Origin of the sequence: Sediminibacter sp. Hel_I_10 (assembly GCF_000688335.1) — a bacterium.
Classification (GTDB): Bacteria; Bacteroidota; Bacteroidia; order Flavobacteriales; family Flavobacteriaceae; genus Psychroserpens.
In genome coordinates this window covers 1,419,363-1,444,768 of record NZ_JHZX01000001.1, presented here as the reverse complement: position 1 = coordinate 1,444,768, position 25,406 = coordinate 1,419,363, and the positions used below count along the sequence as shown (strand labels likewise).

Here is a 25,406-nt window from a genome sequence, read left to right as displayed (position 1 = left end):
TACTTAAAGATCGCTGTTTCATTGTAAAAAAAAGTTGTTAATTTGCCTGAAATCAATGTGAATGACAGGAACCATATATAAATCTACAGGCAGTTGGTACACCGTAAAGACAGATCTTGGTGCTACTTACCAATGCCGAATCAAAGGGAAATTTCGTCTTAAAGGCATTAAGAGTACCAATCCTATCGCGGTAGGAGATCATGTAGATTTTGAATTGGAGACTACTAATGATGAGGTTACTGGCGTGATACACAATATCCATGATCGTCATAATTACATTGTTCGCAAATCGGTTAACCTATCTAAGCAAACCCATATTATTGCGTCCAATATCGATCAGGTTTTTCTGTTGGTTACCATAGATAATCCTCCAACGCTTACCACATTTATTGATCGTTTTTTGGTTACGGCTCAGGCTTATGGCATAAAAACAGTGTTATTATTCAATAAGGTCGATACCTATGATGATGAGACACTTAATGAAGTTCGGTACTTGGCTCATGTGTATAGAAAGATTGGTTATGAATGTATTGGTATTTCCGCAGAGACAGGGAAAAATGTAGATAAGGTCAAGAATTTAATGATCAACAAGGTCAGTATGTTTGCTGGTCATTCTGGGGTTGGGAAGTCAACATTGGTCAATGCCATTGAACCGAGTTTGGATCTTAAAACCAAGAAAATTTCTGAGCAGCACAGCCAAGGTCAGCATACCACTACCTTTGCCGAAATGTTCGATTTGAGCTTTGATGCTAAAATTATTGATACTCCTGGCATCAAAGGGTTTGGGGTTGTAGATATGGATAAGGAGGAAGTAGGTGATTACTTCCCAGAATTTTTTGAGCTGAAACAAGACTGTAAGTTTAATAATTGCTTACACATTGAAGAGCCCAAATGCGCTGTAAAAGAAGCTTTAGACAAAGATGACATCGCTTTTTCTAGATATAAAAGCTATTTACAGATTATTGAAGGAGACGACGAGCACTACCGAACCGATATTTGGGACGAACAATAAGAAAATTTTTTTAGAGGCATACGTTGAGCCCACATCAAATCTCTATTTTTGATGCTATTAAGGTTGAATTTATAAATACACATACAATTGAAAGCGGTTCTTCAGCGAGTTTCAAAAGCATCGGTTACTATCGAGGGTAAGCAAGTAGCAGAAATAGCATCAGGTCTATTAATACTGTTGGGTATTGTTGCTGATGACCAAGACGAAGACATTAAATGGCTTTCTAATAAAATTGTCAATTGCCGTATTTTTCCAGATGAGCAAGACGTCATGAATCATTCCATTAAACAAAACAATGGCGATGTAATTGTCGTGAGTCAGTTTACCCTTCATGCAAACACCAGGAAAGGTCACCGCCCAAGTTATAATTTAGCGGCCAAGCCAGAGGTTGCCATTCCGCTTTATGAAGCTTTCGTGAAGCAATTGGAATTAGATATGGGTAAAGTGATACAAACTGGAGAGTTTGGAGCCGATATGAAAGTGTCGTTGATAAATGATGGTCCGGTGACTATTATTATTGATACGAAGAGAAGGGATTAGTGTTTGTAAAAAACTATAATTCAGAACGCTATAAATCGGTTTAATGTTAAAAATATTCTTCTTATCAAATTATTGAATTTTTTAGGGAGATTTTGTGCTTTCAATAATATTGCTATTTTTGAAAGATAAACCTACTAAATTCCTACATCATGCAAGCAAAGTTACTCCTAACACTTTGTTTAATCTTTGCTTCACATATTGCTGTGTCTCAAGATGAACAGCGGCTTTCCGCAGAAACGATACCCTTTGAACTACTTATTGGATCAAATGCTGTTATGAGGCTTGATGAATTAAAGATTCATATAGAATCACGAGTTAAAATGACCATAGAGGGCACTAGAATTATTACTGTTCTCAATGAGCATGGAGATGATGCCGTGGGAGCCGCAGTGGGCTATGATAATTTCAGAAAAATAAGAAAAATTGAGGCTGAAATTTTTGATAGTAAGGGCAATGAGATTGAAAAAATAAAGAAAAGAGATTTTTTGGATCATAGCGCCGTATCGGGCGGGACCCTTTATTCAGATTCTAGAGTGCTGTACATGGATTACACGCCACGCTCATATCCCTATACGGTAAAGTTTACTTATGAGATTGAAACGCCAAATACGGCCGCTATTTATGCTTGGAGACCTGTTAAAGGATACAATATTGCTTTAGAGGAAAGTCGATACATAGTTATAGATGAGGCACAGTTGGGATTGCGCTTTAAAGAGAAGAACTTTGAAGAATTTGAAGTTGAAAGCAACAATGAGGAGACCTCTCTTTCCTATAGCTTAAAAAACCTTCCCGCGTTCAAATTTGAAGAAATGAGCCCAAGCCTTTCGCATTTTACTCCTCAGGTGCTCACAGCCGTTGAAAATTTTCATTTTAATGGCGTTAATGGTCATGCCAAAGATTGGAGGGAGTTTGGAGATTGGGTAAACGATGCGCTCCTTCAGGGCAGAGACCAAGTTACAGAGCAAACAAAGGCTGAAATATTACGCTTAACGGCAGGTGTTGAAGACCCCATAGAAAAAGCAAAGATTGTTTATCAATTTGTACAAGATAATACTAGATACATAAGTGTGCAGGTAGGTATTGGAGGTGTGCAGCCCATATCAGCCTTAGAAGTAGATCAAGTAAAGTATGGAGACTGTAAGGGTTTGACCAATTACACGCAAGCACTACTTAAAATTGCCGATATAGAATCTTACTACACGATTGTTGAGTCTGGAAAAAAAATAGAAGATTTTGAGGATGATTTTGCAACTTTGGCTCAAGGGAATCACATTATCCTAGGTATTCCTAAAGAAGAAGATATGATTTGGCTGGATTGTACAAGTCAAATTCACCCCTTTGGTTTTATAGGAGATTTTACGGATAACCGCAAGGTGCTTATGGTGAAGCCCGAAGAGAGTAGGATTTTAAAAACCACCATCTATCAAGATGTGGAAAACAGTCAACACACCAAAGCCATAGTTTCACTAAGTCCAGAAGGGCATATTAAGGCTAAAGTAAATATTGAAACAAAGGGTATTCAATACGATAACCGATTTTATGTGGAACGGTACTCTGATAAAGATCAAGTGGTACATTACAAGAATTACTGGGGATATTTAAATAACTTAGATATTGTTTCAAACCAATTCAATAATGACCAAGAAGCGGTGGCCTTTAAGGAGAGCATTGAGTTAAATGCTTCAAAATATGCATCAGTAAGTGGAGATCGCTTGATTTTTAGCCCAAATATTTTTGACAGAAACACTTCTATTCCAGAACGCTATAGAAGTAGAAAAACAGCTTTAGTTATAGAACGAGGTTATTTGGACGAGGACGAATTTGAAATCGAAATTCCTACCGATTTTGAAGTAGAAGCCATGCCAGATGAATTAACCATCAACTCAAAGTTTGGTGAATACACCATTGAAAATGAACTTCAAAATAACAAAATTGTATACAGAAGAAAATTGGTGATTAAGGAAGGGAACTATTTAAAGTCAGACTATAAATTATATAGAGACTTTAAAAAAGAAGTAGCAAAGCAAGACGCATCTATCATCGTTTTAAAAAAAACCAAATAGCATGAAAAGTTTGTATCTACTCCTGTTTTTATCAATTTTTTGGTTGAATAGTGTTCATGCTCAGGAGATTGAATTCGGAGAGGTCTCTTTAAAAGAGCTTGAAGAACAAAGTTATGCTCCAGACCAATCTGCCAATGCTGTAATGCTCTATAAGCGTCAAAAAACCTACTTTAATCTTAGAAATGGGGTTAGTTCTCTAGTGACCACTGTACATGAACGCATTAAAATATATGATAAGGAAGGGTTTAATTATGCGACCGAGCAGATCAATCTTTATGTTAATGGAAGTTCTAACGAGACAGTAAGTAAGATCAAGGCTTACACCTACAATTTGGAAGACGGTGAAATTTTGGAGACGAAATTGGACAAAGATCAAATTTTTGAAAACAAAATCAATTATAGTTATAAGCAGGTGAAATTCACGATGCCCAATGTGAAGGAGGGCTCTGTAATTGAGTTTAAATACGAGATTAGATCACCTTATATTTGGAATATAAACCCATTACAGTTTCAATATGATATACCTGTCAAAAGATTGGAAGCTGAAATTAGAACACCAAAGGGATTTAAGTTTCGAGCGGCTCAGAAAGGATATATCGCTTTTTATCCAGAGAACTCTATTGAGATGGACCATCGTTTGGGGTGGGAGGTCAACATAAAGAAATACATGTTGAACAATGTACCCTCTATGAAGGACGAATCCTATGTTGATGATATTAATAATTATAGGGCTGGCGTGATGTTCGAGCTCATTTCAGTTGAACTACCACAATTTTTTAAAAACTATGCACATTCATGGAAGGATGTTGCCTCTACCATAGGAAGTTCAGATGACTATAAGAAACAATTAGACAAGACCAATTCATTTGATGATGAGGTAGAATTGTTGTTGAAAGACACATCTTCTAATCCAAAAGATAAGATGAGAATCATCTTTAATTATGTGAAATCAAACATCAAATGGAATGAGATCGACGGTAAGAACTTTTATAATGGTATTAGAAAGACCTTAAAGGAGAAAACAGGTAATGTTGCCGACTTAAATCTCTTATTGGTAGCTATGTTGCGCTATGCAGGTATCGATGCCAATCCTTTAGTGATAAGTACTAAAGACAATCTCATTCCTTTTTTTCCAACTATAGAGAGACTTAATTATGTAATTGCGCATGCGCAAATTGGTGATGATCAATTTTTCATGGATGCCACAGATGAGTTTAGCGATATCAATATTCTTCCTATAAAAGATTATAATTGGGAAGGCATTTATATTAACAATAACAAACAGGTTTGGAAAAAAATTGATATTCAGCACCCAGAGCAATCTAATAGTTTTCATATGGCTCAATTTGATCTAAATGAAGCAGGAGAAATAAAAGGCTCAATTAGATCGAGATATAAGAATCACGCAGCATATGAGTATAGAAACAAATTTAAAGAAGCAGATTTAGACACTTATATTTCTAACGCTGAAAGCGAGTATCACGATATAGAGATTACAGATTTTGAGAGTCAAAATACAGATACCCATGAAGGTTTTGTGCTCGAATCTTTTAATTTTGAGGCAGACCATCTCGTTGAAAGAACTTCAGGCAAAATGTATTTCAGACCCTTCTTGCTTTTTGCAATGGAGTCAAATCCTTTTAAGGAAGACATTAGAGCATATCCAATTGATTTTGGAGTAGCCAAAAGTGAAAAATTTAGCATAAAAATATCTATTCCAGAGTCATATAAAGTAGAGACGTTACCAGACAATGCAGTGGTTCAATTGCCAGATGGCTTAGGGGAATTTAAGTTTATGACCCAATCTAAAGGGAATATCATTGAATTAATGGTGAACTATGAAATCACAAAACCGATGATTGCAGCAACAAAATATGATTTTTTGAAACAATTTTTCGATTATATGGTTAACAAACAGGCAGAACAAGTAATTTTGTCAAAAGCCTAAATTATGCAGATACAAAACGCTCAAAAAGACGTCGATGATTGGATTAAAGCCCATGGGGTTCGCTATTTTAACGAGCTTACCAATATGGCACAACTTACCGAAGAGGTGGGAGAGGTCGCTAGAATTATAGCACGCCGTTATGGAGAACAGAGCGAAAAAGAAAGCGATAAGAACAAAGACCTTGGCGAGGAACTCGCAGATGTCATGTTCGTGGTGCTATGTTTGGCCAATCAAACCGGTATTGATCTTCAGGAGGCTTTCGATAAAAAATTAGATTTGAAGACCAAGCGCGATCATGATAGACATCACAATAACCAAAAGTTAAAGTAGATTATAAATCTCTCGCTTACCAGAACTTTTATCAACATATGACCGTCAAGCTTAAAAAATCATCCATTTCATCGTACTCAAAACTTACCATTACCGGTTCAAAAAGTGAGTCTAATCGGCTTTTGTTGCTACAAGCGCAATTTCCAGAATTGCATATTGAGAACTGCTCCAATTCAGACGATTCTGAAGTCATGCAAAAGGCACTTAACTCTAAAGGCGCGCTTATCGATATTCACCATGCTGGTACTGCCATGCGTTTTTTAACCGCCTATTTTGCATCAAAAGATGGCAGTGAGGTGGTTTTAACAGGTTCTGCAAGAATGAAAGAGCGGCCTATAGAAATTTTAGTAGATGCCTTGGTAGAATTAGGGGCCGAAATTTCATATTTAGAAACACAGGGATGCCCTCCATTAAAAATCAAAGGAAAAGCGTTTACAAAGCATAAGGTGGCTTTAAACGCAAATGTGAGTAGCCAGTATATTTCTGCACTTTTACTCATAGCGCCAAGTTTACCAAACGGATTAGAATTGACCTTGGCGGGTAAAATCACCTCTATTCCTTATATAGAGATGACGTTGAGTTTGCTCAATGATATCGGCGTCACAACGGCCTTTGAATCACAAACCATAACGATAGCACCGCAAAACTCAAAGATAGCGCCGCAAACGCTCACCGTGGAGTCCGATTGGTCCTCTGCCTCTTATTTTTATAGCATTATCGCTATGAGTGCTGTGGGTGCCGAGATCCAGTTGTCTGCCTATAAACAGACCTCATTACAAGGTGATGCTGTGCTTTCAAAACTCTACCGGCAGTTTGGTGTTGAAACTCAGTTTAACGACGGAAATATGAATATCAAGAAAATTTCCGAAGCCATAAAAGAAACCATAAGTATCGATTTAAATAAGGCGCCAGACATCGCGCAAACTATTGCGGTGACTTGTCTTGGACTTGGAAAATCCTGTACGCTTACGGGTTTGCACACCCTAAAGATCAAAGAAACTGATCGTTTGGAAGCCCTAAAAATTGAGATCGAAAAATTAGGAGGCCTTGTGACAACGTCAGAAGATCGTTTGCATTTGGAAAGCACAAAAAGTCTTAAAAATAACGTTAGTATTGATACCTATAACGACCATAGAATGGCAATGGCTTTTGCGCCTTTGGCTCTAAAAACAGACATTACCATTGCCGACGCCCATGTCGTTTCGAAGTCTTATCCCACCTTTTGGGAAGACCTAAAAACACTCGGATTTAAAATATCCCAATAAAATAAGCCTATTTACTTGACAACGCCTACTTTGAGATTGTATATTTGCAAACTCAAAATATAATAAAGAACAGATGAAATTATCACACTTCAATTTTAAACTTCCAGAAGAATTATTGGCCGAGCGACCATCAGATATCAGAGATGAGTCCCGTTTGATGGTTTTGAACAGAAAAGATCAAACCATAGAGCATAAACTCTTCAAGGATATTATTGATTATTTTGATGAAGGAGATGTGATGATCTTGAATAACACCAAGGTGTTTCCTGCAAGACTTTTTGGTAATAAAGAAAAAACCGGAGCAAGAATTGAGGTATTCTTGTTAAGAGAACTTAATGAAGAGCAGCGTCTTTGGGATGTATTGGTGGATCCGGCACGTAAAATAAGAATAGGTAATAAATTATACTTTGGCGAAGATGAAACTTTGGTGGCCGAAGTTATTGATAACACCACCTCTAGAGGTCGTACCTTACGTTTCTTATACGATGGATCTTACACCGAGTTTCGTCGTAAATTGACGGAGCTAGGAGAGACCCCTTTACCAAAATATATCAAAAGAGAAGTCGAGCCTGAAGATGAGGAACGTTACCAAACCATATTTGCTAAAAACGAAGGAGCTGTAGCAGCGCCAACAGCAGGGTTGCATTTTTCAAAACACTTATTAAAGCGTTTAGAAATAAAAGGTGTTCATTTGCCAGAGGTCACTTTGCACGTTGGGTTAGGCACTTTTAATCCAGTTGAGGTAGAAGATTTGTCTAAGCATAAAATGGATAGTGAAGAAATCATTATCAATAAGCAGGCTACCGATATTATCAATAGAGGTATAAAAGAAAAAAGACGTGTTTGTGCGGTAGGAACTACAGCGATGAGAACTATTGAAAGTTCAGTATCCTCTAGTGGAACGCTTAATGAATTTTCTGGATGGACCAATAAGTTTATCTTCCCTCCATATGAATTTAGCATTGCCAATTCAATGATCACTAATTTTCATACACCAAAATCAACTTTACTTATGATGACTTCAGCTTTTGCAGGTCATGATTTTGTAAAGAGAGCTTATGAAGAGGCGGTGAAAGAAAAATACCGCTTCTATACCTATGGTGACGCCATGTTGATTATATAAGTTTATAAAGTTTCAAAATAGATATTCAAAAAAGCCTTGTCAAATATGACAGGGCTTTATTGTTCCTTGAGAATTGAAACAGACTAAAGTCTTAAATAAGAAAACCTTTAATTACTTTTGCAATTCTATGGAAGTGAAAAAGAAAGACATACGGGCATTGACAAAGGAACAACTTCGGGAGTTTTTTACGACGGTTGGAGAAAAGCCATTTCGCGGCAATCAAGTTTATGAATGGCTGTGGAAAAAGGGAGCCCATAGTTTCGAGGACATGACCAATGTGTCTAAAGAAACCAGACAAATGTTGCAAGATAACTTTGTGATCAACCATATTAAGGTAGATCAAATGCAGCGTAGCTCAGATGGTACGGTTAAAAATGCAGTGAAGCTTCACGATGGACTTACGGTAGAATCTGTCTTGATTCCCACCAAAACCAGAACTACGGCGTGCGTTTCTAGTCAAGTAGGATGCAGTTTAGATTGTAGATTTTGTGCGACCTCCAGATTAAAGCGAATGCGCAATCTTAATCCAGATGAAATTTATGATCAAGTCGTTGCTATAGATAATGAGAGCCGACTTTATTTTGATAGGCCTTTGAGCAATATTGTATTTATGGGTATGGGAGAGCCGCTCATGAATTATAACAATGTTTTAAAATCTATAGAAAAAATTACTTCGGAAGAAGGATTGGGCATGTCTCCCAAACGCATTACGGTCTCAACCTCTGGTGTGCCTAAGATGATTAAGAAAATGGCTGATGACGAGGTGAAATTCAACTTAGCGGTGTCTCTGCACTCTGCTATAGATGACATAAGGACATCTATCATGCCCTTTAATGCTACTTTTCCTCTAAAAGATTTAAGGGAAGCTCTAGAGTATTGGTATTCAAAAACCAGAAATAGAATTACCTATGAATATATTGTTTGGGATGGCATTAATGACACACAAACCGATGCAGAGGCTTTAGTGGCATTTTGTAAGTTTGCACCAAGCAAGGTGAATCTTATTGAATACAACCCCATAGATGATGGCGAGTTTCAGCAAGCCCATTCTAAAGCTATTGATATGTACGTGGCTATTTTAGAAGTCAATCATATTACCGTAACGGTGAGAAGATCTAGAGGCAAGGACATCGATGCAGCTTGCGGTCAGTTAGCAAACAAAAGTTAAAACATATTTTTTATTCTTCTATTAATATATAAAATATTATTTTCACGCTTGAACTTAAAATTTTATATTATGAAAAAAAAATTACTTTTCTCATTATTGGCTCTGCCATTATTAACTTTTTCCCAATCCATTAGATCAGAGAGCTTCAACGGATTAACAATTGGAAATATTACTGGACAATCTACTTGGGTAACACTTCCAGATAATGGTGAAGCAGGCACAACTACTACAAATCAGACTGAGGCTGCTTTACAAATTGTCTCAACTGGTGATAACAGCTCTAACGGTTTTGAACTTACAGGTCCAAACGGCAATGATGGTGGTTCATTTGCTTGGAATGATGGGTTCGCCACTGCCTGGGCTGCAAGAACATCTGGGAATGATATCCTAGAGGTAGAATTTTCGGTAAATCCGGGTGGATTAGGCTCAGAAAGTAAAAATAATTTTGGGATTTATGTATATGACGCTACCTACACTAAGGTACTCGCTGGAATTACGATAAATCAATCTACAAATGAAATCTCACTTGTAACATATAGCTTTCCTGCAGGGCAAATGAGTGCTGGTAATTTTAGATATTCACTTGCAGCTGGCGATGGTCTTATTGTTCCGAGTGATGTTTTTTCGACTTACGGATTTAGTTATAATTCGGCTACCGGAGAGGTTCTGATTGATGGACCAGGAATTGTTGATGGACCTATAAGTGTGGACACAAATGTCGCTGTTGATACGCCTGCAGAAGTTGATTTCTTTGCGTTTTCAGGAAGTACCGCAGCAGAACCAAATTCGACATCATCATCAATGATATTTGACAATTTTATGGTTAAGGCATCCGATTCAAATACATTGTTAAATGTAAATAGTCTGGATAATAAAATTGCTTCTTTTTTCTTAAGTCCTAATCCTGCAACTAATTTCATTCAATTAACATCAAATGCTGATATTGAAGCTGTATCAATTACCAATTCGATAGGCCAAACAGTTTTAGAGATAAATAATGTATCAAATAACACATTAGATATTTCAGAATTAAACAGTGGGCTTTATTTAATAACTGTGAAGTCCGGTGCTTCCTCTCAAACAAAAAGATTTATAAAACAGTAGGTTTTTTAACTAATTGATTAACAAATAAGTGATTAACCGCATTATTTAATATAATGCGGTTTTTTTTATTTTATAAAAATTATAAAGCAACTAAATCGTTCGCTTTATTGATCAATCTCTTGAAGGTAATTTTAATTATTTATTTCTAAATATCATTTAATAGTCTTTTTTTTTTTAAAGTAATTCTTGTTCGCTCTTGATGAAGCTATGAATAAACTTTTGCCATCTCATTGGCTATCGTAGTTAGTCCTCATTTAAAGTCTACAGATGATGGGCAATAAGTTATAAAGCTCAAGCCAAAGGGAAAAGTTTAGAAAGTGAATTTTCATTTATATAAGTTTAATAGATTTTTTTTAAAAAAACTGGCTTGTATGAAAAGCAAATTCATTTTAACTTTTATATAAGAAGAGCGTCATTCCCTATGGGCATTATTAGTAAATTTGCAGAGTTATCACACATTTTTAGATTCTATTGAAAATCACCGAGCAAATAAAACAACCTATCGCCTACGAGATGGAACTCTTCGAGCAAAAGTTTTTGCTTGCCATGTCCAGTAAGGTCGCCCTGCTCAATAGAATCACTACTTATATTGTAAATCGTAAGGGCAAACAAATGCGGCCCATGTTTGTGTTTCTGGTCGCTAAAATGATAGATAACGGCCAAGTAAGTGAACGCACCTATAGAGGCGCCGCTGTTATAGAGTTGATTCACACCGCCACATTGGTTCATGATGATGTGGTAGATGATAGTAACCGAAGGCGTGGTTTCTTTTCTATCAATGCGCTTTGGAAAAATAAAATCGCGGTACTTATTGGAGATTATTTGTTGTCTAAAGGGCTGTTATTATCAATTGACAATAATGATTTTGATTTGCTCAAAATCATTTCTGTAGCTGTACGTGAGATGAGTGAAGGCGAATTACTTCAAATAGAAAAAGCCAGACAGCTTGATATCACCGAAGCGGTGTATTACGACATCATTAGGCAAAAAACGGCCACGCTTATAGCGGCTTGCTGTAGTTTAGGTGCAGCATCTGTAAAACCAAACTCACCAGATGTAGACACCATGCGTAAGTTTGGAGAGCTCATCGGGATGGCCTTTCAAATCAAGGATGATCTGTTTGATTATGGTTCAGAGGCCATAGGGAAACCTACGGGGATTGATATTAAGGAGCAGAAAATGACCTTACCGCTTATTTATGTACTTAATACCTGTACTAAAAAAGAAAAATCCTGGTTGATCAACTCTGTAAAAAACCATAATAAAGACAAAAAGAGAGTCAAAGAGGTTATCGCATTTGTAAAATCTAATCATGGTCTGGATTATGCGGTCAACAAGATGAAGAGCTTTCAGGCAGAAGCCTTAAAACTACTGGATGGGTATCCCGAATCCCAATTTAAAAATTCCTTAGTGCTTATGGTCAACTACGTTATTGAGCGAAAAAAATAAAAATTCTCATTGCTTGTAATCTATTGATTATATTGGTATTAGATTGTTTTTAGAACATTTTACACTAAATTATCCATTATTTTTTAATGACTCAGGCAACCGTTTCTTAATGTTTTGCGTCTATACTAATAGAACACCTTATCAATTGAATTTTGAAAGTTATTCAGTTACATAATAACAATACGGCACTTATTAAAAAAGCAGCCAAAGGAAAGCGAGAAGCGCAGCATATTTTATATGAAACGCACGCTCCTAAGATGCTTAGCGTATGCAGGTATTATATTAGGGATATGCAAAATGCTGAGTCCGTTATGCTGAAAGGTTTTTTTAAAGCCTTTAAACATTTGAAGGATTTTGAAAATAAGGGTTCGTTTGAAGGATGGTTAAGGCGCATCATGGTGAGAGAATCCATTTCATTTTTGAGGCAGGAGAAAAAGGTTGAGTTTTCGGTAGAAGATGAGCCAATTATTCATCAAGAGTACAATAATATTGACTCAAAGATAGAAGTGGCTCAAATTCAAGAGATCATAGACCGGCTGCCAGAAGGCTATAAAATGGTTTTTGTGATGTACGCCATAGAAGGGTACAAGCACCATGAAATTGCAGCGTTGCTAAATATCTCTGAAGGTACCTCTAAGTCTCAGCTATTTAAGGCGAGACAACTATTACAAAAACAGATTACAGAATTAAATAAAAATAGTTATGGCTCCAATTAAATTTGAAGAACAGCTTAAAAAGAAGATGGAGGAGCGTAGCATCAAACCTTCAGAAGGTTCATGGGAGCAACTCTCAGAACAAATGGATGCGAACCATAGCCAGAAGACCAAATCGAGATTTATGTATCTGGGGATAGCGGCTTCTCTTGTGGGTGTGCTTTTGGTAAGTACTCTATTCTTCAAGAATCATGAAGAACACAGCATCGCTCCAACAATTGTTGATACTGAAAGCCATCAAAATCCCATCAATGATGAGAACTCTGGTGGGATCAAGAATGTACAGGACCTTAATGTTTCCGAAGCTATTGAAAAGATTGTAGATGTAGACAACCAGCCTAAAGTTCAAAGCGAAAGCACACAGAAGGCATTAAATAAGAATAAAACCACTATTGACAATGCTCAAATAGCAAGTGCTTCTTCAGAGAAACTCAAAGAAGATAAGAAGAATGCTGCTGTGTTACTGGCCAGTACATTAACTGCAGAACAAGCGAAAGTGCTAGAGGTGGTTGCTGAAATAAAGAAGCTTCAGGATGAAGGTGACGTAGTTTCAGACAAAGAAATTGAAGACCTTTTAAAGAAGGCAGAACGAGAAATTTTAAAGCAAAGACTATATAATGAGACCACGAGAACGGTAGATGCCAATGCATTACTTCAAGACGTTGAAGATGAGTTGGACCAATCGTTTAGGTCAAAGGTCTTTGATGCCTTAAGATCTAGTTACGATACAGTAAAAACTGCAGTTGCTGAACGTAATGATTAACTCCTGAGAAGGAAACCTCTCATTCTAAAAGATGAGAATAACTGTAACATCAATTAAAAATCGAACATTATGAACACTATTACAAAGTATGTAGTGCAGGTAGCTTTATGCTTAATTTTCACTACGCTAAATGCGCAAGAACAACAAGTTGATAGTACATCAATGACCAAAACCGAAAATAGGATCAAGGTCTTGGAAGACTTAAAGACTACCATCGAAACTGAGGAGCGTGAGTTTCTAAAAGCTGAGGTTGAGGCTATTAATCAGCGTTTGGAGAATGGAGAAATCAACAAAGAAAAGGCAGAGCAGCTCAAAACAGAGGCCGCTCAAAAACGAGCGTTGAATATTGAAGATCGTTTGGCAATTATTAATAATAAAATTGCTTTACTAGAACGTAACGACGAGGATTATCGTTTTGATAACGATACGTACACCTTTGGTTTGTCTATAGGAGGCGGTGACAGTGAGCATAGCTTTCTTAATTTCAAGAGTAAGAACAAACCCAAGAAATATGACAAGCGTACCTACAGTGACTTGGTTTTTGCTATTGGTTTTAATAATGCCTTAATTGATGGCGAGTCTTTGGGAGATACTTATAGTGTCTTAGGTTCTGGTTTTGTAGAATTAGGTTTGTCTTGGAATACACGGATTTTTGAAAACTCTAACGCGTTGCGCCTTAAATATGGTTTCTCATTTCAATGGAATAAATTTACGCCTAAAGACGACCAATATTTTGTTCAAGACGGAAACATGACAACGTTAGAACCATTTCCTTCTGATTTGATTGAGTCAGAATTTAGAATTACCAACTTGGTCATTCCTGTATTTTTTGAATTTGGTCCATCAAAAAAGATCGAAAAGGAAGATTATTTTAGATATAACACACATAATCAATTTAAAATGGGCATAGGCGCCTATGGTGGCGTGAGAATAGGAGCGCAACAAAAACTGAGATATAAAGAGGATGGTGACCGCGTGAAACAGAAAATAAGACGTAATTATAACGCCTCAGATTTTGTTTATGGTTTGAGTGCCTACGTCGGGGTTGATAATATGAGTCTGTATGCTAAATATGATCTCAATACCGTATTTAAAGATCAGGTCATTGATCAAAACAATATTTCTATGGGGATTCGTTTTGATTTTGATTAAGCAATAATAAGAAACATTATAAAAAAAGAGCCTAGAGATTGATGTCTAGGCTCTTTTTTTATAGTCCTAAATCAATAATAGCTTGTTCGTCTTGAGTATACCCATAACCTCTCCAGATATTACCAATCAAACCATTATATTTCCAAGCTATTTCACCAGCATCAGTCACCTCCCAAAAACCGTAATCTCCTTCGGTGATAAGCGTGTTGCCGTTTTTAAGGCGTACGGCTCCAGAAATTCTTCCGTGAAATAAATCAGGATCTGTAAAGCTCCAAACAATATCAGGTTCATTATCAGCATTTGGAATTAGACTAAAAGTGTCTGGAATGTCTAACTCATAAACTGTAGATTGACTAACGTCAATACCATTGTTAAAGATCAATAGATTTCCAGCACCTATTTCATTTTCTTCTAGAATATTAGGAAAGTGATTGTTATGAAATAGACGGCTACCAACGCTATTATGATAAGCTTCGGGATTACCAAAGCGATAAATTAAGTCTCCGCCTTTATTGTAATTACCGCCGGTGTCTAAAGAAGCCTCTGTTGTTGTCGTACTGTGGTCAATGACCCAGACCTCACTGTAGAAATTCACGCTGAGATATACAATATCTTTTATAGGGTCATAATCAAGTCCGTTAGCGTGCATAAAGTCACCATTTTCAAAAGTGTTATAGTTAACATCTATAAGTTCCGGATGATCACCAATAACACCAAATTGAGATGCAGCACTATCAAAATCTTGGATAATGTGCTCGAAACTCCTCCATTGCCATTCTACTAGATTTGTATTAGGATTGACTTCTAAAAGGACTTCAGGAAAAATATCGATTTCAGTATTTACGCCGTTTGCTTGGGCTTCTTCTGCCGTGATGCGTTCCCAAACAATAAAGAGCACATTGCCGTTTGGCAATAACTCTACATCGTGGTGTGAGAGTTGATTATCATCTGAGTTGATGTATTCCCATTCTATGTTGCCCTGGTCATCCATAATCCTAATCTTGCCGCCATAACCTCCAAAAGAAAATGTTGGATTATCAGATTTAAAAATTCCCAATAATTTTCCATTTTCTAAAAGTTCAAGGTCATTGCCAAGATTGGTTCCAAAGTCATACTCTTTAACTCTATTGCCAGCTTTATCAATAAAAAAAGAAGTATTGCCGCCGTTCTCCACTACAAGTACAAAACCATTTTCTAAAAGGGCATCATCATATACCTCCACATTTTCTGTAAGCACAGGGCTGTCATCCTCTTCCTCTATTGGCACATCATTATCATTGTTGTTACAAGCTAAAAATGATAAAAAACAAAGCAATATTGAGCCAAGTGTTATTTGTTTCATAACGTTTTTTTGAAAAGTTACTATTTTTTTGTCGTTGAAAAATGTAAAACTATGAGATAAATATAAAACTCGGGTATAATCATGTAAGAAAATACTAAAACTATTTTTTTGATTATGACGATTTTAAAGCTGTAAGAGTTTATATGAAGAAACTACTATAAGCAATCATGTAAAATCTATATCAAGCTTTTAGAGCGGATAAGAAGTCACGACGTTCTTATAATGCTTAATTTTGTCTAATTTTGAAATCTTTAAATCTTCTAATTTTTGATATCGAAATCCAGTATAGAACAAGTATTTGAAACCGCTCGTGTAGAGGAGGTTATAGGTGATTTTGTTCAGCTGAAAAAGTCTGGTAGCAACTTCAAGGGATTAAGCCCTTTTAGTGATGAACGTTCACCAAGTTTTATGGTCTCCCCGGTAAAGCAGATCTGGAAGGATTTTTCTAGCGGAAAAGGAGGGAATGCCGTTACATTTTTGATGGAACATGAGCATTTCACCTATCCTGAAGCCATAAAATATCTTGCTAAAAAATACAATATTGAGATTGAGGAAACCGAGCGTACCGATGAGCAAAAGGAACAAGCCAATGAGCGCGAGAGCATGTATTTGGTCAATGAATTTGCGCAAACGTATTTTCAGCGCGTTATGCTTAAAACAGATCAAGGGCAGGCTATTGGTTTAAGCTACTTTAAAGAGCGTGGCTTTACTTACGAGACCATCAAAGATTTTAACTTGGGCTATTGTCTTGATGATTGGCAGGCGTTTACAGACGAAGCTATAAAAAAAGGATATCAACTCGAGTTTTTAGAAAAAACAGGCTTGACCATCGTAAAGCCCGATAAAAAATTCGACAGGTTCAAAGGCCGGGTCATGTTTCCCATTCATAGTATGAGTGGCAGGGTTCTTGGCTTTGGCGGACGTATTTTAACCGCAGATAAAAAATCGGCCAAGTACCTTAACTCCCCAGAAAGCGAAGTCTACCATAAGAGCAAGGTGTTATACGGTATTTATCACGCCAAACAGTCTATTGCTAAAGAGGATGGTTGTTATTTGGTAGAAGGTTACACCGATGTGATCCAATTTCATCAAACTGGGATCAAGAATGTGGTGGCATCTTCGGGAACAGCGCTAACCCCTGAGCAAATTCGTTTAATTAATAGGCTTACCAACAATATCACGGTGCTTTTTGATGGGGATGCGGCAGGAATTAGAGCGTCTCTTAGGGGGGTTGATTTAATTTTGGAGCAAGGGATGAACGTTAAGGTTTGCTCGTTTCCACAGGGAGAGGATCCCGATAGTTTTGCTAAGCAAAACACATTAGAGGAGTTGACCGAGTATTTAGAAGATAATGCTAAGGATTTCATTCAGTTTAAGGCGTCCTTGCTTATGAAAGATGCCAATAAAGACCCTATAAAAAAAGCCGACACCATACGGGATATTGTCAACAGTATCGCAAAGATCCCAGATCAAATTAAAAGAGAGATCTACATTCGAGAGTGCTCCAGAATAATGGACATTAGCGAAAACGTTTTGTTTAGCACCTTAGCCCAAATCAATAAGAAAGAAGAGCAAGAGGCCAATAAAACCTATCAAAAGGAAAAAAAAGATCAAGCTTTTAATGTTGTTAAATCTGAAATGCCAACCAAGAAGATTGATCTGCAATATGAGCTGGAGCGAAAAATTATAGAAATTTTATTGCTCTATGGAACAGAAACAGAGGATTTTGAAGATTTAGTGCTTAAAGAAACAGAAGACGGTGACCTCAAATTAGAGCCCGTGACGCATCATGCAAAAGTGTTTGAAAAAATCTATTTAGATCTTCAAGAAGATGAGATGCAGTTTACTAATCCAAATTTTAAAACCCTGTATTATAGTATCATAGAAACCTTGAATCAAACTCCTGAATTTTCGACTAAAAATTTCGTTAATGAGTTAGAGCAGGAATTGGCAAGTGATGTGACCAGTATTTTAATGAATGATGAACGGTATCAACTTCACGATTGGGAACGTAATAATATCATTCCTAAAGAAAAAAAGCATTCCATTTCACAATTGGTAACGCAAACCATTCTCACATTACGCTGCTATCTTATTGATAAAAAAGTGGCGGAATATCAAATGGAGACCAAAAATGAAAATGCCAATTCAAAAACGATTTTAGAAGACGTCAAGGATTATTTGGGATTAAAAATGCTTTTGTCTAGAAAGCTGGGTAAAGTTGTTGGTTGATTATTAAAAATTAAGGAAGATCTTTAAGTTAAGTCAATCTGTTTTCCTTGGTTCACCAAATCAATCAAATTATTCACGTTTAGTTTTTTATACAATCGTGCTTTATAAGTACTCACAGTCTTTTCATTAATGTCCAGTTCTTTTGCGATTTCCTTGTTCTTTTTCCCAGAGGATAGCAATTTTAGCACTTCAACCTCTCTAGCAGATAATCGTTTATAGATTCTGCTCTTAGACATCCTGGCATCGTTATATTTTAAGTGTTTAGACATTTTTTCACTTAAATAAACCTCCCCTTTATTAGCGGCAACAATGCCTTTTTCTATAAAGTCTAAATTTTCAGATTTCGAAATGTATCCTGATGCGCCCGCCTTGATGGTGCTAATGGCATAAATCTCTTCAGGATGGTAACTGTACATAATAATATTAATGTGGCTGTATTCCTTTTTAATGGCTCTAAGCGCGGTAATGCCATTGAGTTCGGGAAGCTCTATTTCAGAAATAATAACATTTACAGGATTGTTTCTAACAAAATCAAAAATGTCAACGCCATTACTCAGTGTTCCTACAACTTGGATAGTCTCGTGGTTTCTAAAGAAGAGTTCGAAACCTGTTGTTACTATGGGATGATTGTCCACAACTAATACTTTGATCATAATTGGTTGATTATTGATTAAATTAAAGAACTCATAAAAAGCTCAAGAGTGTGGAGATTTGATACGTAAATTTAATGAAAAAACTCTTAATCTGCATTGCGACCCCTAAAAAATCTCAATGTTTATTTTAAATCCTCAGGGATTTCACAGACAGGTATGGGGATCATTTTATGTAAATTAGAGCGATTGTAATTAAGAAAAATTGAAAATGCTTCACGCTCACGACCTTTAAAATCATCTACAGTTTTGCCTTCTGCCTTCATTGTCATCGCCCATTCCAATTCGGGATAAGACGCGCCAATTTGATCTTCATCACTTCTGGCATCTCCAAAAAGACCATCGCTAGGGGCAGCAACCATAATAGATTGTGGTACTTTTAAATACTCACCTAGTAAATACACTTCAGATTTCATAAGGTCTGCAATAGGGCTAAGATCCACACCGCCATCACCATATTTGGTATAAAACCCAACACCAAAATCTTCGACTTTATTCCCAGTACCCGCCACTAATAAGCCTAATAAACCAGCATGGTAATAAAGTGTTGTCATGCGTAATCTAGCCCGAGTGTTGGCCAAAGCCATATCTACAACGGTAGCTTTACCTTCTAGTGAGACCTCTGTTTTAAATTCTTCAAAAACGGGAGTGAGGTCTACTCTTGCTTCTTTTACATTATCAAAACGCTTTTTAAGTTGCAAAATATGTTCATTGGCACGGCTTACGTGGCTTTCAGCCTGGTGTATGGGCATTTCTATACACAACACATCTAAGCCTGTTTTTGCGCAAAGTGTAGAGGTTACTGCAGAATCGATACCTCCAGAGATCCCAATTACAAAGCCATTGACTTTGGCCTTAAGGGCATAATCCTTTAACCAAGCCACGATATGATCAACTACCTTTTCCGTTTTCATTTTCTTTAATGTTTTAGGCAAAGAATACTACCTTTGCGAAACAAAAATAACTGAATATCGTTAGTTATAAAAATTATAGCCTTAACTCTTGCTTCCATTCTTATGAGAAATATATATGTGTGTTGCTTGATCGCCTTCACGTTTCTAAATTGTCAGGAAGACTCTACTGTAGAAGCTGAAATCGCTAAAGTTGATGTCGATTTTGTTGTTGAGCGTTTTGATTTGGTCTTTTCTAAAGCCCAACCTCAAGATCTTGGGCAACTCAAAGCAACCTTCCCGTTTTTATTTGCTAAACGAATTCCAGACTCTGTTTGGATCAATCGAATGAACGATACGTTGCAGCAGCAATTGTTTCAGGCAGTAGATAAGCAGTTTGGTGATTTTAAAGATGCCAGACAAGAATTGTCGAGATTATTTCAGCATTTAAAATATTATGACAAGTCTTTCTCAATGCCACGAGTGGTGACTTTAACAAATGATGTAGATTATCGGTATCCGGTTATCGTTACAGATAGTCTTGCATTGTTAGCTCTAGATAATTATTTGGGCAGTGACCATGAATTTTATGGCAATATTCCAGAATATATCACAGCAAACATGACCAAAGATCAGTTGGTTGTGGATTTAGCAGACGAATATGGCAAGCGAGTTATATTTCCGAATGAAAAAAAGAATTTTTTAGAGGAAATGGTATTCTTTGGCAAGGCACTGTATTTTAAAGATAAGGTCATCCCATTCAAATCAGATTTTGAAAAAATGGGCTATACCCAATCACAGTTAGAATTCGCAAAAGTGAATGAAAACATGATTTGGACACATTTTGTGCAAAACGAAATGTTATTTAGTAATGACAATTCCTTAGTGTCCCGATTTATTGCTGAAGCGCCGTTTTCAAAATTTTATATGGATATTGATAATCAAACCCCAGGGCGCCTTGGTCAATATGTGGGTTGGCAAATTGTGCGGGCCTATATGAATAATAACGATGTGGGACTTATAGAACTGATGGAAACTGATCCCATGGAAATTTTTAATAAATCCAATTACAAACCTTCAAAATAATGGCAAATACGTATACTTCAAAAATAGAGCTTAATGTAGATCTAGATGAAAACCGAGTTCCAGAAAAACTCAAATGGAGTGCTCAAGATGGTGGTATTAATAATGCAGAGGCTAAAGCCATGATGCTTTCGGTATGGGATGCCAAGGCAAAAGAAACCTTAAGAATTGATCTTTGGACCAAAGATATGCCGGTAGACGAGATGAAACAGTTCTTCCATCAAACCCTCGTTGAAATGAGCAATACCTTTCAGCGTGCCACTCAAGATGAGAAAATGACGGCTACCATGAAAGATTTTTGCGATTATTTTGCTGAAAAGTTAGAACTCAAGAAGTAAGCAACTCAAAATATACTTTGGGAGCAACGGTGATCTTGTAAAAGACGATGGCTTAAAGCTAATGGTTTGGTAACATTTCGGTTACATGCCATAATCTAAAGTTTGTTAATTTTGAAATGCTGTTAATATCGAAAAAAAACATTAGTACGGGCTTCGCATGTAGAAGACAACTAATGTTTTTTTTATGTAAATTAGTGTATGCGAAAAATTTTATTAGGAGTGGCGTTAACGCTGGTAGTGCTCTTTACTTTTAAGTATTGTGGCGATAAGAATAATGAGGAAATTACGATTCAGGAAAACTCTGCACTCATAAGAGAACAAATTCGTAACGTCGGTAAATTGATTGTTACCGAAGGTCATTTTAGTGAAGTATTTACCTACAAAAATACGAAAGCTGTTTTTGGTAATTTAATAAACACAGAGAAAAAAGCACTGGTAGTAGTTAATGCAGACGTCACAGTGGCTTATGATTTGAGTAAAATTGAATACATTATTAATGAAGATACCAAAACGCTTCAAATATTGAGTATTCCTGAAGCAGAAATAAAAATCAATCCAGATTTTGAGTATTATGACGTTCAGGCAGATTACCTAAACCCTTTTCAGGCCAAAGATTATAACAATATCAAAAACACGGTTAAAAAGCAATTTCGAAAAAAAATTGAGGCTTCTGAGCTAAAAACCAATGCTGAAAACCGACTGATAAGCGAACTCTCAAAATTTTATATACTGACCAATTCTTTAGGATGGACCTTAACCTATAACGGTGCTACTGTTAAAGCGGCAGATCAATTAGAGAACTTACAGCCCCTTAAAGATTAGATTTTTTGTAATCCTGACCATCCGCCTCCGTTGATGGCATCCACATGTTGTAATCTTAAAAAGTTTGTAGCTTTTGCAGACCGAACACCGCTGCGGCAGCAGGTGACGATTGGTTTTTTTAAAGCTTTGACCTCTTCAACCCTAAGGTGAAGTTCATCTAGAGGGATATGTTTGGCATGATCAACATGGCCTTTATCCCATTCCGCTTTAGTGCGAACATCTAAAATCACAGCTTCCTTTTTTAAATACTCAGCAACTTGGCGTTTTTTATTTCCGAAGATAAATTCTAAAAGTCCCATCTTTTCTTTTTGTTTAAATTTACGAATTGATAGGTCAAGGAGGTGTGCATTCCAGAGTTTTTATAGAAAGATATCATGATTTAGAAGGCATTCTCATTGACTTAAGTTAATGTTGACGATTACTGATGTATGGCTTCACTATCACAAAAATGACGCATTTGAAACGAGAAACAAGAAAAGAGGAAATTATTATTACAGCTGCTAAACTTTTTAAAGATAAAGGCTATAGCGCTGTGACCATGCGTGATTTAGCAACTGCTATGGGGATTAAGGCAGCAAGTCTTTACAATCACATCAATTCTAAACAGGATATTCTAAAAACAATCATCATTTCAATTGCAGAAGAGTTTACCAAGGGTATGGAGCGCATTAGTGGGTCTAAGCTATCTAACTTAGAAAAATTGAACCAGATTGTATCTCTGCACGTCAATATTGCCGCCAATAATACCGACGGGATGGCTGCACTTAATAACGATTGGATGCATTTAGAAGACCAATTGGATTATTACCTAAAGCTTAGAAATGACTACGAGGCCAATGTGATGCAAATTATACATCAGGGTATTTTAAACTCTGAAATTAAAGATGGTAATCCCGAGATCATTATGTTCTCAATGTTAACAACGTTGAGATCGCTATATCTTTGGCTTCCAAAGCGGGAACTACTAGCTCCTGATGAGCTTGCCAAAAATTTAAGTCAAGTGCTTATAGAGGGTTTTAACAAATAGTTAAGAACAATATTTTGTATATTTGTCATCCAAACTAACAAGTGTTAGTTTGTTTTTGATGAGCTAGAAGTCGATTTATTTCAAACGATTTCGAAATGTAAGGACATTGATATAAAACTAAAAAATGAGTAGGAGCAAATCGCTTTTACGTTTAGGATATGGCACAATTTCACAAGATAAAAATTAAGACAATTTACAAGGAGACCGATGACTGTTCGGTTATTGAGTTTGATGTGCCAGAGGAACTAAATGAAGATTTTGTCTATAGTCAAGGTCAGCATTTGACCTTAAAAGCAGATATCAATGGCGAAGACGTCCGTCGTTCTTATTCGTTGTGTTCTAGCCCACTAGATCAACAGTGGAAAGTAGCTGTCAAGCAAATTCTTGGCGGTAAGTTTTCCACCTACGTCAACGAGCAATTAAAATCGGGTGATGAGATGGAAGTTATGGCGCCTAGTGGTGCATTTGGTGTTTCCGTAAAACCTAAAGAGGCTAAGAATTATTTGTTCTTTGCAGCAGGAAGCGGCATTACACCGGTATTATCAATGGTAAAGACGCATCTAAAGTCTGAGCCTAACGCTACTTGTAAACTGTTTTATGTAAATAAAACGGCAAAATCCATTATCTTTAAGGAGGAGCTTGAGCAATTGCGCAATATGTTCTTCGGAAGATTTGAAATCTATTACTTTCTTACTAAAGAACGTCGCGATATCGATCTCTTTAATGGGCGGTTTGATGATGATAAGATGAAAGTGCTCATCAACACGTTTATTGATGTTCCAGATACCAACGAAGTATTTTTATGCGGCCCGGAGCAAATGGTAAATTACGTGAGTAATTATTTAATTGAAGCTGGTTTGCCAAAAGAGTACATTCATTTTGAATTGTTTGTAAAAGGACTTTCCGAGGAAGATCTCAAGCGTACTGAGCGTTTGGCCCAGCAAAATGTAGAGGGTGTTGAAATTACTATCGTAGATGGAGGCAAAGAGTTTTCCTTTACGATGACCAAAGCCTTTGATAATATTCTAGATGCTGCGCTTGATGCGGGGGCAGACTTGCCTTTTGCATGTAAAGGAGGCGTTTGCAGTACCTGTAAATGCCAAGTGAAAGAAGGTGAGGTTGAGATGAAAATAAATTACGCCTTAGAAGAAAAAGAGGTTGCCCAAAATTATGTTTTGAGTTGCCAAGCAGTTCCTACCACAGAGAGAGTGGTGGTAGATTTTGATGTTTAAATCAAGAAGGGTTTTGAGAACAAGTGATCAACACACCTTCCGAAGCTATAAAAAGAGTAGAAAATAAAGTTCAATCAGCTATTGTAAAATAATGCCACCTTTTTTGGTAGCATGACAAAAGCATAAAGTAAAGAGCTATGAGTGAAGAACAATTAAAAAATAGAGATGCTGAACGGGTACGAAGCCTTGAAAAGCAATTCGACGAGCGCATCGAGCGGGACGAGAAAATCGAACCGAAAGACTGGATGCCAGAAAAATACCGTAAAACGCATATAAGACAAATGTCTCAACACGCACATTCTGAAATTGTAGGGATGTTGCCAGAGGGCAATTGGATTTCTAGAGCACCATCTTTAAGGCGAAAAGTAGCTTTATTGGCTAAGGTCCAGGATGAAGCCGGTCATGGCTTGTATCTGTATTCTGCCACAGAGACTTTAGGTATTTCTAGAGAAGAATTGTACGAACAGTTACACACAGGTAAAGCGAAATACTCCAGCATATTCAATTATCCAACCTTAACATGGGCCGATATGGGTGCTGTTGGCTGGTTAGTAGATGGTGCAGCTATTATCAATCAAGTGCCTTTGTGCAGTACCTCTTATGGTCCTTACGCTAGGGCTATGATTCGTGTATGCAAAGAGGAAAGTTTTCATCAGCGTCAAGGCTATGAAATTATGTTGAAGCTGTGTAACGGGTCTTCAGAACAAAAAGAAATGGCGCAAGATGCTTTAAATCGCTGGTGGTGGCCAAGTTTAATGATGTTAGGGCCAACAGATGCAGAATCTGTGCACACTGAGCAATCCATGAAATGGAAATTAAAGCGTAAATCTAATGATGAGTTGCGTCAACAGTTTATTGACCAAACGGTTCCGCAGGCTGATATTTTGGGATTAACAATACCAGATCCAGATTTAAAATGGAACGAAGAGCGTAAAAGCTATGATTTTGGAGAAATCAACTGGGATGAATTTTGGCAAGTGGTTAAAGGTCACGGTCCAATGAATAAAGAACGTATGAAGGCTCGAGTTGGTGCTTGGGAAGAAGGAGAATGGGTGCGAGATGCAGCCATGGCCCATGCAGAGAAAAAGCAAAACAGAAAAGAAAAAGAAGCAGTGTAATAAGAAATTTGAAGCTGTTATTACTGTTATGCGCAGTAATTG

24 protein-coding genes are annotated in these 25,406 nt (G+C 36.9%); 20 read left to right on the top strand and 4 right to left on the bottom strand.

Going from position 1 to position 25,406, the window contains the following annotated elements:
• Window positions 1–61: 61 nt before the first annotated feature.
• From rsgA to P176_RS0106450, 13 genes are all read left to right on the top strand, one after another.
• Window positions 62–1,012, top strand: a complete 951-nt coding sequence (rsgA, locus tag P176_RS0106510) for a ribosome small subunit-dependent GTPase A (RefSeq protein WP_026753944.1) — start codon at window positions 62–64, stop codon at window positions 1,010–1,012.
• An 87-nt stretch (window positions 1,013–1,099) separates the two neighbouring features.
• Window positions 1,100–1,552 (top strand): D-aminoacyl-tRNA deacylase, encoded by a 453-nt coding sequence (gene dtd / locus P176_RS0106505; RefSeq protein WP_026753943.1) that lies wholly within the window; start codon window positions 1,100–1,102, stop codon window positions 1,550–1,552.
• Between the two features lie 149 nt (window positions 1,553–1,701).
• A complete protein-coding gene (locus P176_RS0106500) occupies window positions 1,702–3,615 on the top strand; it encodes a DUF3857 domain-containing protein (RefSeq protein ID WP_026753942.1) in 1,914 nt (637 codons plus the stop codon).
• A 1-nt stretch (window position 3,616) separates the two neighbouring features.
• On the top strand, window positions 3,617–5,563 hold the full coding sequence (locus P176_RS0106495) for a DUF3857 and transglutaminase domain-containing protein (protein WP_026753941.1): 1,947 nt from the start codon (window positions 3,617–3,619) through the stop codon (window positions 5,561–5,563).
• Between the two features lie 3 nt (window positions 5,564–5,566).
• Window positions 5,567–5,893 (top strand): nucleotide pyrophosphohydrolase, encoded by a 327-nt coding sequence (locus P176_RS0106490; protein WP_026753940.1) that lies wholly within the window; start codon window positions 5,567–5,569, stop codon window positions 5,891–5,893.
• Between the two features lie 38 nt (window positions 5,894–5,931).
• Window positions 5,932–7,158, top strand: coding sequence for a 3-phosphoshikimate 1-carboxyvinyltransferase (locus tag P176_RS0106485; RefSeq protein ID WP_026753939.1), 1,227 nt, complete (start codon window positions 5,932–5,934; stop codon window positions 7,156–7,158).
• A gap of 73 nt (window positions 7,159–7,231) precedes the next feature.
• Entirely contained in the window at window positions 7,232–8,281 is a 1,050-nt protein-coding gene (gene queA / locus P176_RS0106480; RefSeq protein ID WP_026753938.1) for a tRNA preQ1(34) S-adenosylmethionine ribosyltransferase-isomerase QueA, read from the top strand.
• A 127-nt stretch (window positions 8,282–8,408) separates the two neighbouring features.
• A complete protein-coding gene (gene rlmN / locus P176_RS0106475; RefSeq protein WP_026753937.1) occupies window positions 8,409–9,449 on the top strand; it encodes a 23S rRNA (adenine(2503)-C(2))-methyltransferase RlmN in 1,041 nt (346 codons plus the stop codon).
• A 69-nt stretch (window positions 9,450–9,518) separates the two neighbouring features.
• Entirely contained in the window at window positions 9,519–10,553 is a 1,035-nt protein-coding gene (locus P176_RS0106470) for a T9SS type A sorting domain-containing protein (protein ID WP_026753936.1), read from the top strand.
• Between the two features lie 471 nt (window positions 10,554–11,024).
• Window positions 11,025–12,002: a polyprenyl synthetase family protein gene (locus P176_RS0106465; protein ID WP_026753935.1), complete on the top strand. Its 978-nt coding sequence runs from the start codon at window positions 11,025–11,027 to the stop codon at window positions 12,000–12,002.
• Window positions 12,003–12,154: 152 nt separating this feature from the next.
• On the top strand, window positions 12,155–12,718 hold the full coding sequence (locus P176_RS0106460) for an RNA polymerase sigma factor (protein ID WP_026753934.1): 564 nt from the start codon (window positions 12,155–12,157) through the stop codon (window positions 12,716–12,718).
• On the top strand, window positions 12,705–13,478 hold the full coding sequence (locus P176_RS0106455) for a hypothetical protein (protein ID WP_026753933.1): 774 nt from the start codon (window positions 12,705–12,707) through the stop codon (window positions 13,476–13,478). Before P176_RS0106460 ends, P176_RS0106455 begins: the two co-directional genes overlap by 14 nt.
• A gap of 69 nt (window positions 13,479–13,547) precedes the next feature.
• The gene (locus P176_RS0106450) at window positions 13,548–14,630 is read left to right on the top strand and encodes a hypothetical protein (RefSeq protein ID WP_026753932.1); all 1,083 of its coding nucleotides are present in this window, start codon (window positions 13,548–13,550) and stop codon (window positions 14,628–14,630) included.
• A gap of 58 nt (window positions 14,631–14,688) precedes the next feature.
• Here the strand turns inward: P176_RS0106450 and P176_RS0106445 are convergent, their stop codons facing one another.
• Entirely contained in the window at window positions 14,689–15,972 is a 1,284-nt protein-coding gene (locus tag P176_RS0106445) for an aryl-sulfate sulfotransferase (RefSeq protein ID WP_026753931.1), read from the bottom strand.
• Between the two features lie 267 nt (window positions 15,973–16,239).
• Between P176_RS0106445 and dnaG the strand changes: the two genes are divergently transcribed.
• The gene (dnaG, locus tag P176_RS0106440) at window positions 16,240–18,204 is read left to right on the top strand and encodes a DNA primase (RefSeq protein WP_026753930.1); all 1,965 of its coding nucleotides are present in this window, start codon (window positions 16,240–16,242) and stop codon (window positions 18,202–18,204) included.
• A gap of 23 nt (window positions 18,205–18,227) precedes the next feature.
• Here dnaG and P176_RS0106435 read toward each other — a convergent pair whose 3' ends face one another.
• Entirely contained in the window at window positions 18,228–18,857 is a 630-nt protein-coding gene (locus P176_RS0106435; RefSeq protein WP_026753929.1) for a response regulator transcription factor, read from the bottom strand.
• 122 nt (window positions 18,858–18,979) lie between these two features.
• Entirely contained in the window at window positions 18,980–19,768 is a 789-nt protein-coding gene (nadE, locus tag P176_RS0106430) for an NAD(+) synthase (RefSeq protein ID WP_026753928.1), read from the bottom strand.
• Window positions 19,769–19,870: 102 nt separating this feature from the next.
• Here nadE and gldB point away from each other — a divergent pair, with 102 nt between their 5' ends.
• The 3 genes from gldB (at window position 19,871) to P176_RS0106415 (ending at window position 21,987) form a co-directional block, all read left to right on the top strand.
• On the top strand, window positions 19,871–20,830 hold the full coding sequence (gldB, locus tag P176_RS0106425; RefSeq protein ID WP_026753927.1) for a gliding motility lipoprotein GldB: 960 nt from the start codon (window positions 19,871–19,873) through the stop codon (window positions 20,828–20,830).
• Window positions 20,830–21,165 carry a gliding motility protein GldC gene (gldC, locus tag P176_RS0106420; RefSeq protein WP_026753926.1) on the top strand — a complete coding sequence of 112 codons (336 nt, stop codon included), beginning with the start codon at window positions 20,830–20,832 and terminating at the stop codon, window positions 21,163–21,165. The genes gldB and gldC overlap by 1 nt, the downstream gene beginning before the upstream one ends.
• 198 nt (window positions 21,166–21,363) lie before the next feature.
• A complete protein-coding gene (locus P176_RS0106415; RefSeq protein WP_026753925.1) occupies window positions 21,364–21,987 on the top strand; it encodes a DUF4230 domain-containing protein in 624 nt (207 codons plus the stop codon).
• Here the strand turns inward: P176_RS0106415 and P176_RS0106410 are convergent.
• Window positions 21,984–22,286 carry a rhodanese-like domain-containing protein gene (locus tag P176_RS0106410; RefSeq protein ID WP_026753924.1) on the bottom strand — a complete coding sequence of 101 codons (303 nt, stop codon included), beginning with the start codon at window positions 22,284–22,286 and terminating at the stop codon, window positions 21,984–21,986. The two genes, P176_RS0106415 and P176_RS0106410, sit on opposite strands and share 4 nt — an antisense overlap.
• Window positions 22,287–22,444: 158 nt before the next feature.
• Here P176_RS0106410 and P176_RS0106405 point away from each other — a divergent pair, with 158 nt between their 5' ends.
• The 3 genes from P176_RS0106405 to paaA all read left to right on the top strand — a co-directional run bounded on the left by P176_RS0106405 (window position 22,445) and on the right by paaA (window position 25,364).
• Window positions 22,445–23,014, top strand: a complete 570-nt coding sequence (locus P176_RS0106405; protein WP_026753923.1) for a TetR/AcrR family transcriptional regulator — start codon at window positions 22,445–22,447, stop codon at window positions 23,012–23,014.
• A 158-nt stretch (window positions 23,015–23,172) separates the two neighbouring features.
• Window positions 23,173–24,246, top strand: coding sequence for a 2Fe-2S iron-sulfur cluster-binding protein (locus P176_RS0106400; protein ID WP_026753922.1), 1,074 nt, complete (start codon window positions 23,173–23,175; stop codon window positions 24,244–24,246).
• A gap of 137 nt (window positions 24,247–24,383) precedes the next feature.
• Window positions 24,384–25,364, top strand: a complete 981-nt coding sequence (paaA, locus tag P176_RS0106395; RefSeq protein WP_026753921.1) for a 1,2-phenylacetyl-CoA epoxidase subunit PaaA — start codon at window positions 24,384–24,386, stop codon at window positions 25,362–25,364.
• The last annotated feature ends 42 nt before the right edge of the window (window positions 25,365–25,406 follow it).

Bases quoted from the DNA above. Each gene is read 5' to 3' on its own strand.
- rsgA (WP_026753944.1), top strand. From the start codon at position 62: ATGACAGGAACCATATATAAATCTACAGGCAGTTGGTACACCGTAAAG.
- P176_RS0106500 (WP_026753942.1), top strand. From the start codon at position 1,702: ATGCAAGCAAAGTTACTCCTAACACTTTGTTTAATCTTTGCTTCACAT.
- P176_RS0106495 (WP_026753941.1), top strand. From the start codon at position 3,617: ATGAAAAGTTTGTATCTACTCCTGTTTTTATCAATTTTTTGGTTGAAT.
- P176_RS0106490 (WP_026753940.1), top strand. From the start codon at position 5,567: ATGCAGATACAAAACGCTCAAAAAGACGTCGATGATTGGATTAAAGCC.
- P176_RS0106485 (WP_026753939.1), top strand. From the start codon at position 5,932: ATGACCGTCAAGCTTAAAAAATCATCCATTTCATCGTACTCAAAACTT.
- queA (WP_026753938.1), top strand. From the start codon at position 7,232: ATGAAATTATCACACTTCAATTTTAAACTTCCAGAAGAATTATTGGCC.
- rlmN (WP_026753937.1), top strand. From the start codon at position 8,409: ATGGAAGTGAAAAAGAAAGACATACGGGCATTGACAAAGGAACAACTT.
- P176_RS0106470 (WP_026753936.1), top strand. From the start codon at position 9,519: ATGAAAAAAAAATTACTTTTCTCATTATTGGCTCTGCCATTATTAACT.
- P176_RS0106455 (WP_026753933.1), top strand. From the start codon at position 12,705: ATGGCTCCAATTAAATTTGAAGAACAGCTTAAAAAGAAGATGGAGGAG.
- P176_RS0106450 (WP_026753932.1), top strand. From the start codon at position 13,548: ATGAACACTATTACAAAGTATGTAGTGCAGGTAGCTTTATGCTTAATT.
- P176_RS0106445 (WP_026753931.1), bottom strand. From the start codon at position 15,972: ATGAAACAAATAACACTTGGCTCAATATTGCTTTGTTTTTTATCATTT.
- P176_RS0106435 (WP_026753929.1), bottom strand. From the start codon at position 18,857: ATGATCAAAGTATTAGTTGTGGACAATCATCCCATAGTAACAACAGGT.
- nadE (WP_026753928.1), bottom strand. From the start codon at position 19,768: ATGAAAACGGAAAAGGTAGTTGATCATATCGTGGCTTGGTTAAAGGAT.
- gldB (WP_026753927.1), top strand. From the start codon at position 19,871: ATGAGAAATATATATGTGTGTTGCTTGATCGCCTTCACGTTTCTAAAT.
- gldC (WP_026753926.1), top strand. From the start codon at position 20,830: ATGGCAAATACGTATACTTCAAAAATAGAGCTTAATGTAGATCTAGAT.
- P176_RS0106415 (WP_026753925.1), top strand. From the start codon at position 21,364: ATGCGAAAAATTTTATTAGGAGTGGCGTTAACGCTGGTAGTGCTCTTT.
- P176_RS0106410 (WP_026753924.1), bottom strand. From the start codon at position 22,286: ATGGGACTTTTAGAATTTATCTTCGGAAATAAAAAACGCCAAGTTGCT.
- P176_RS0106400 (WP_026753922.1), top strand. From the start codon at position 23,173: ATGGCACAATTTCACAAGATAAAAATTAAGACAATTTACAAGGAGACC.
- paaA (WP_026753921.1), top strand. From the start codon at position 24,384: ATGAGTGAAGAACAATTAAAAAATAGAGATGCTGAACGGGTACGAAGC.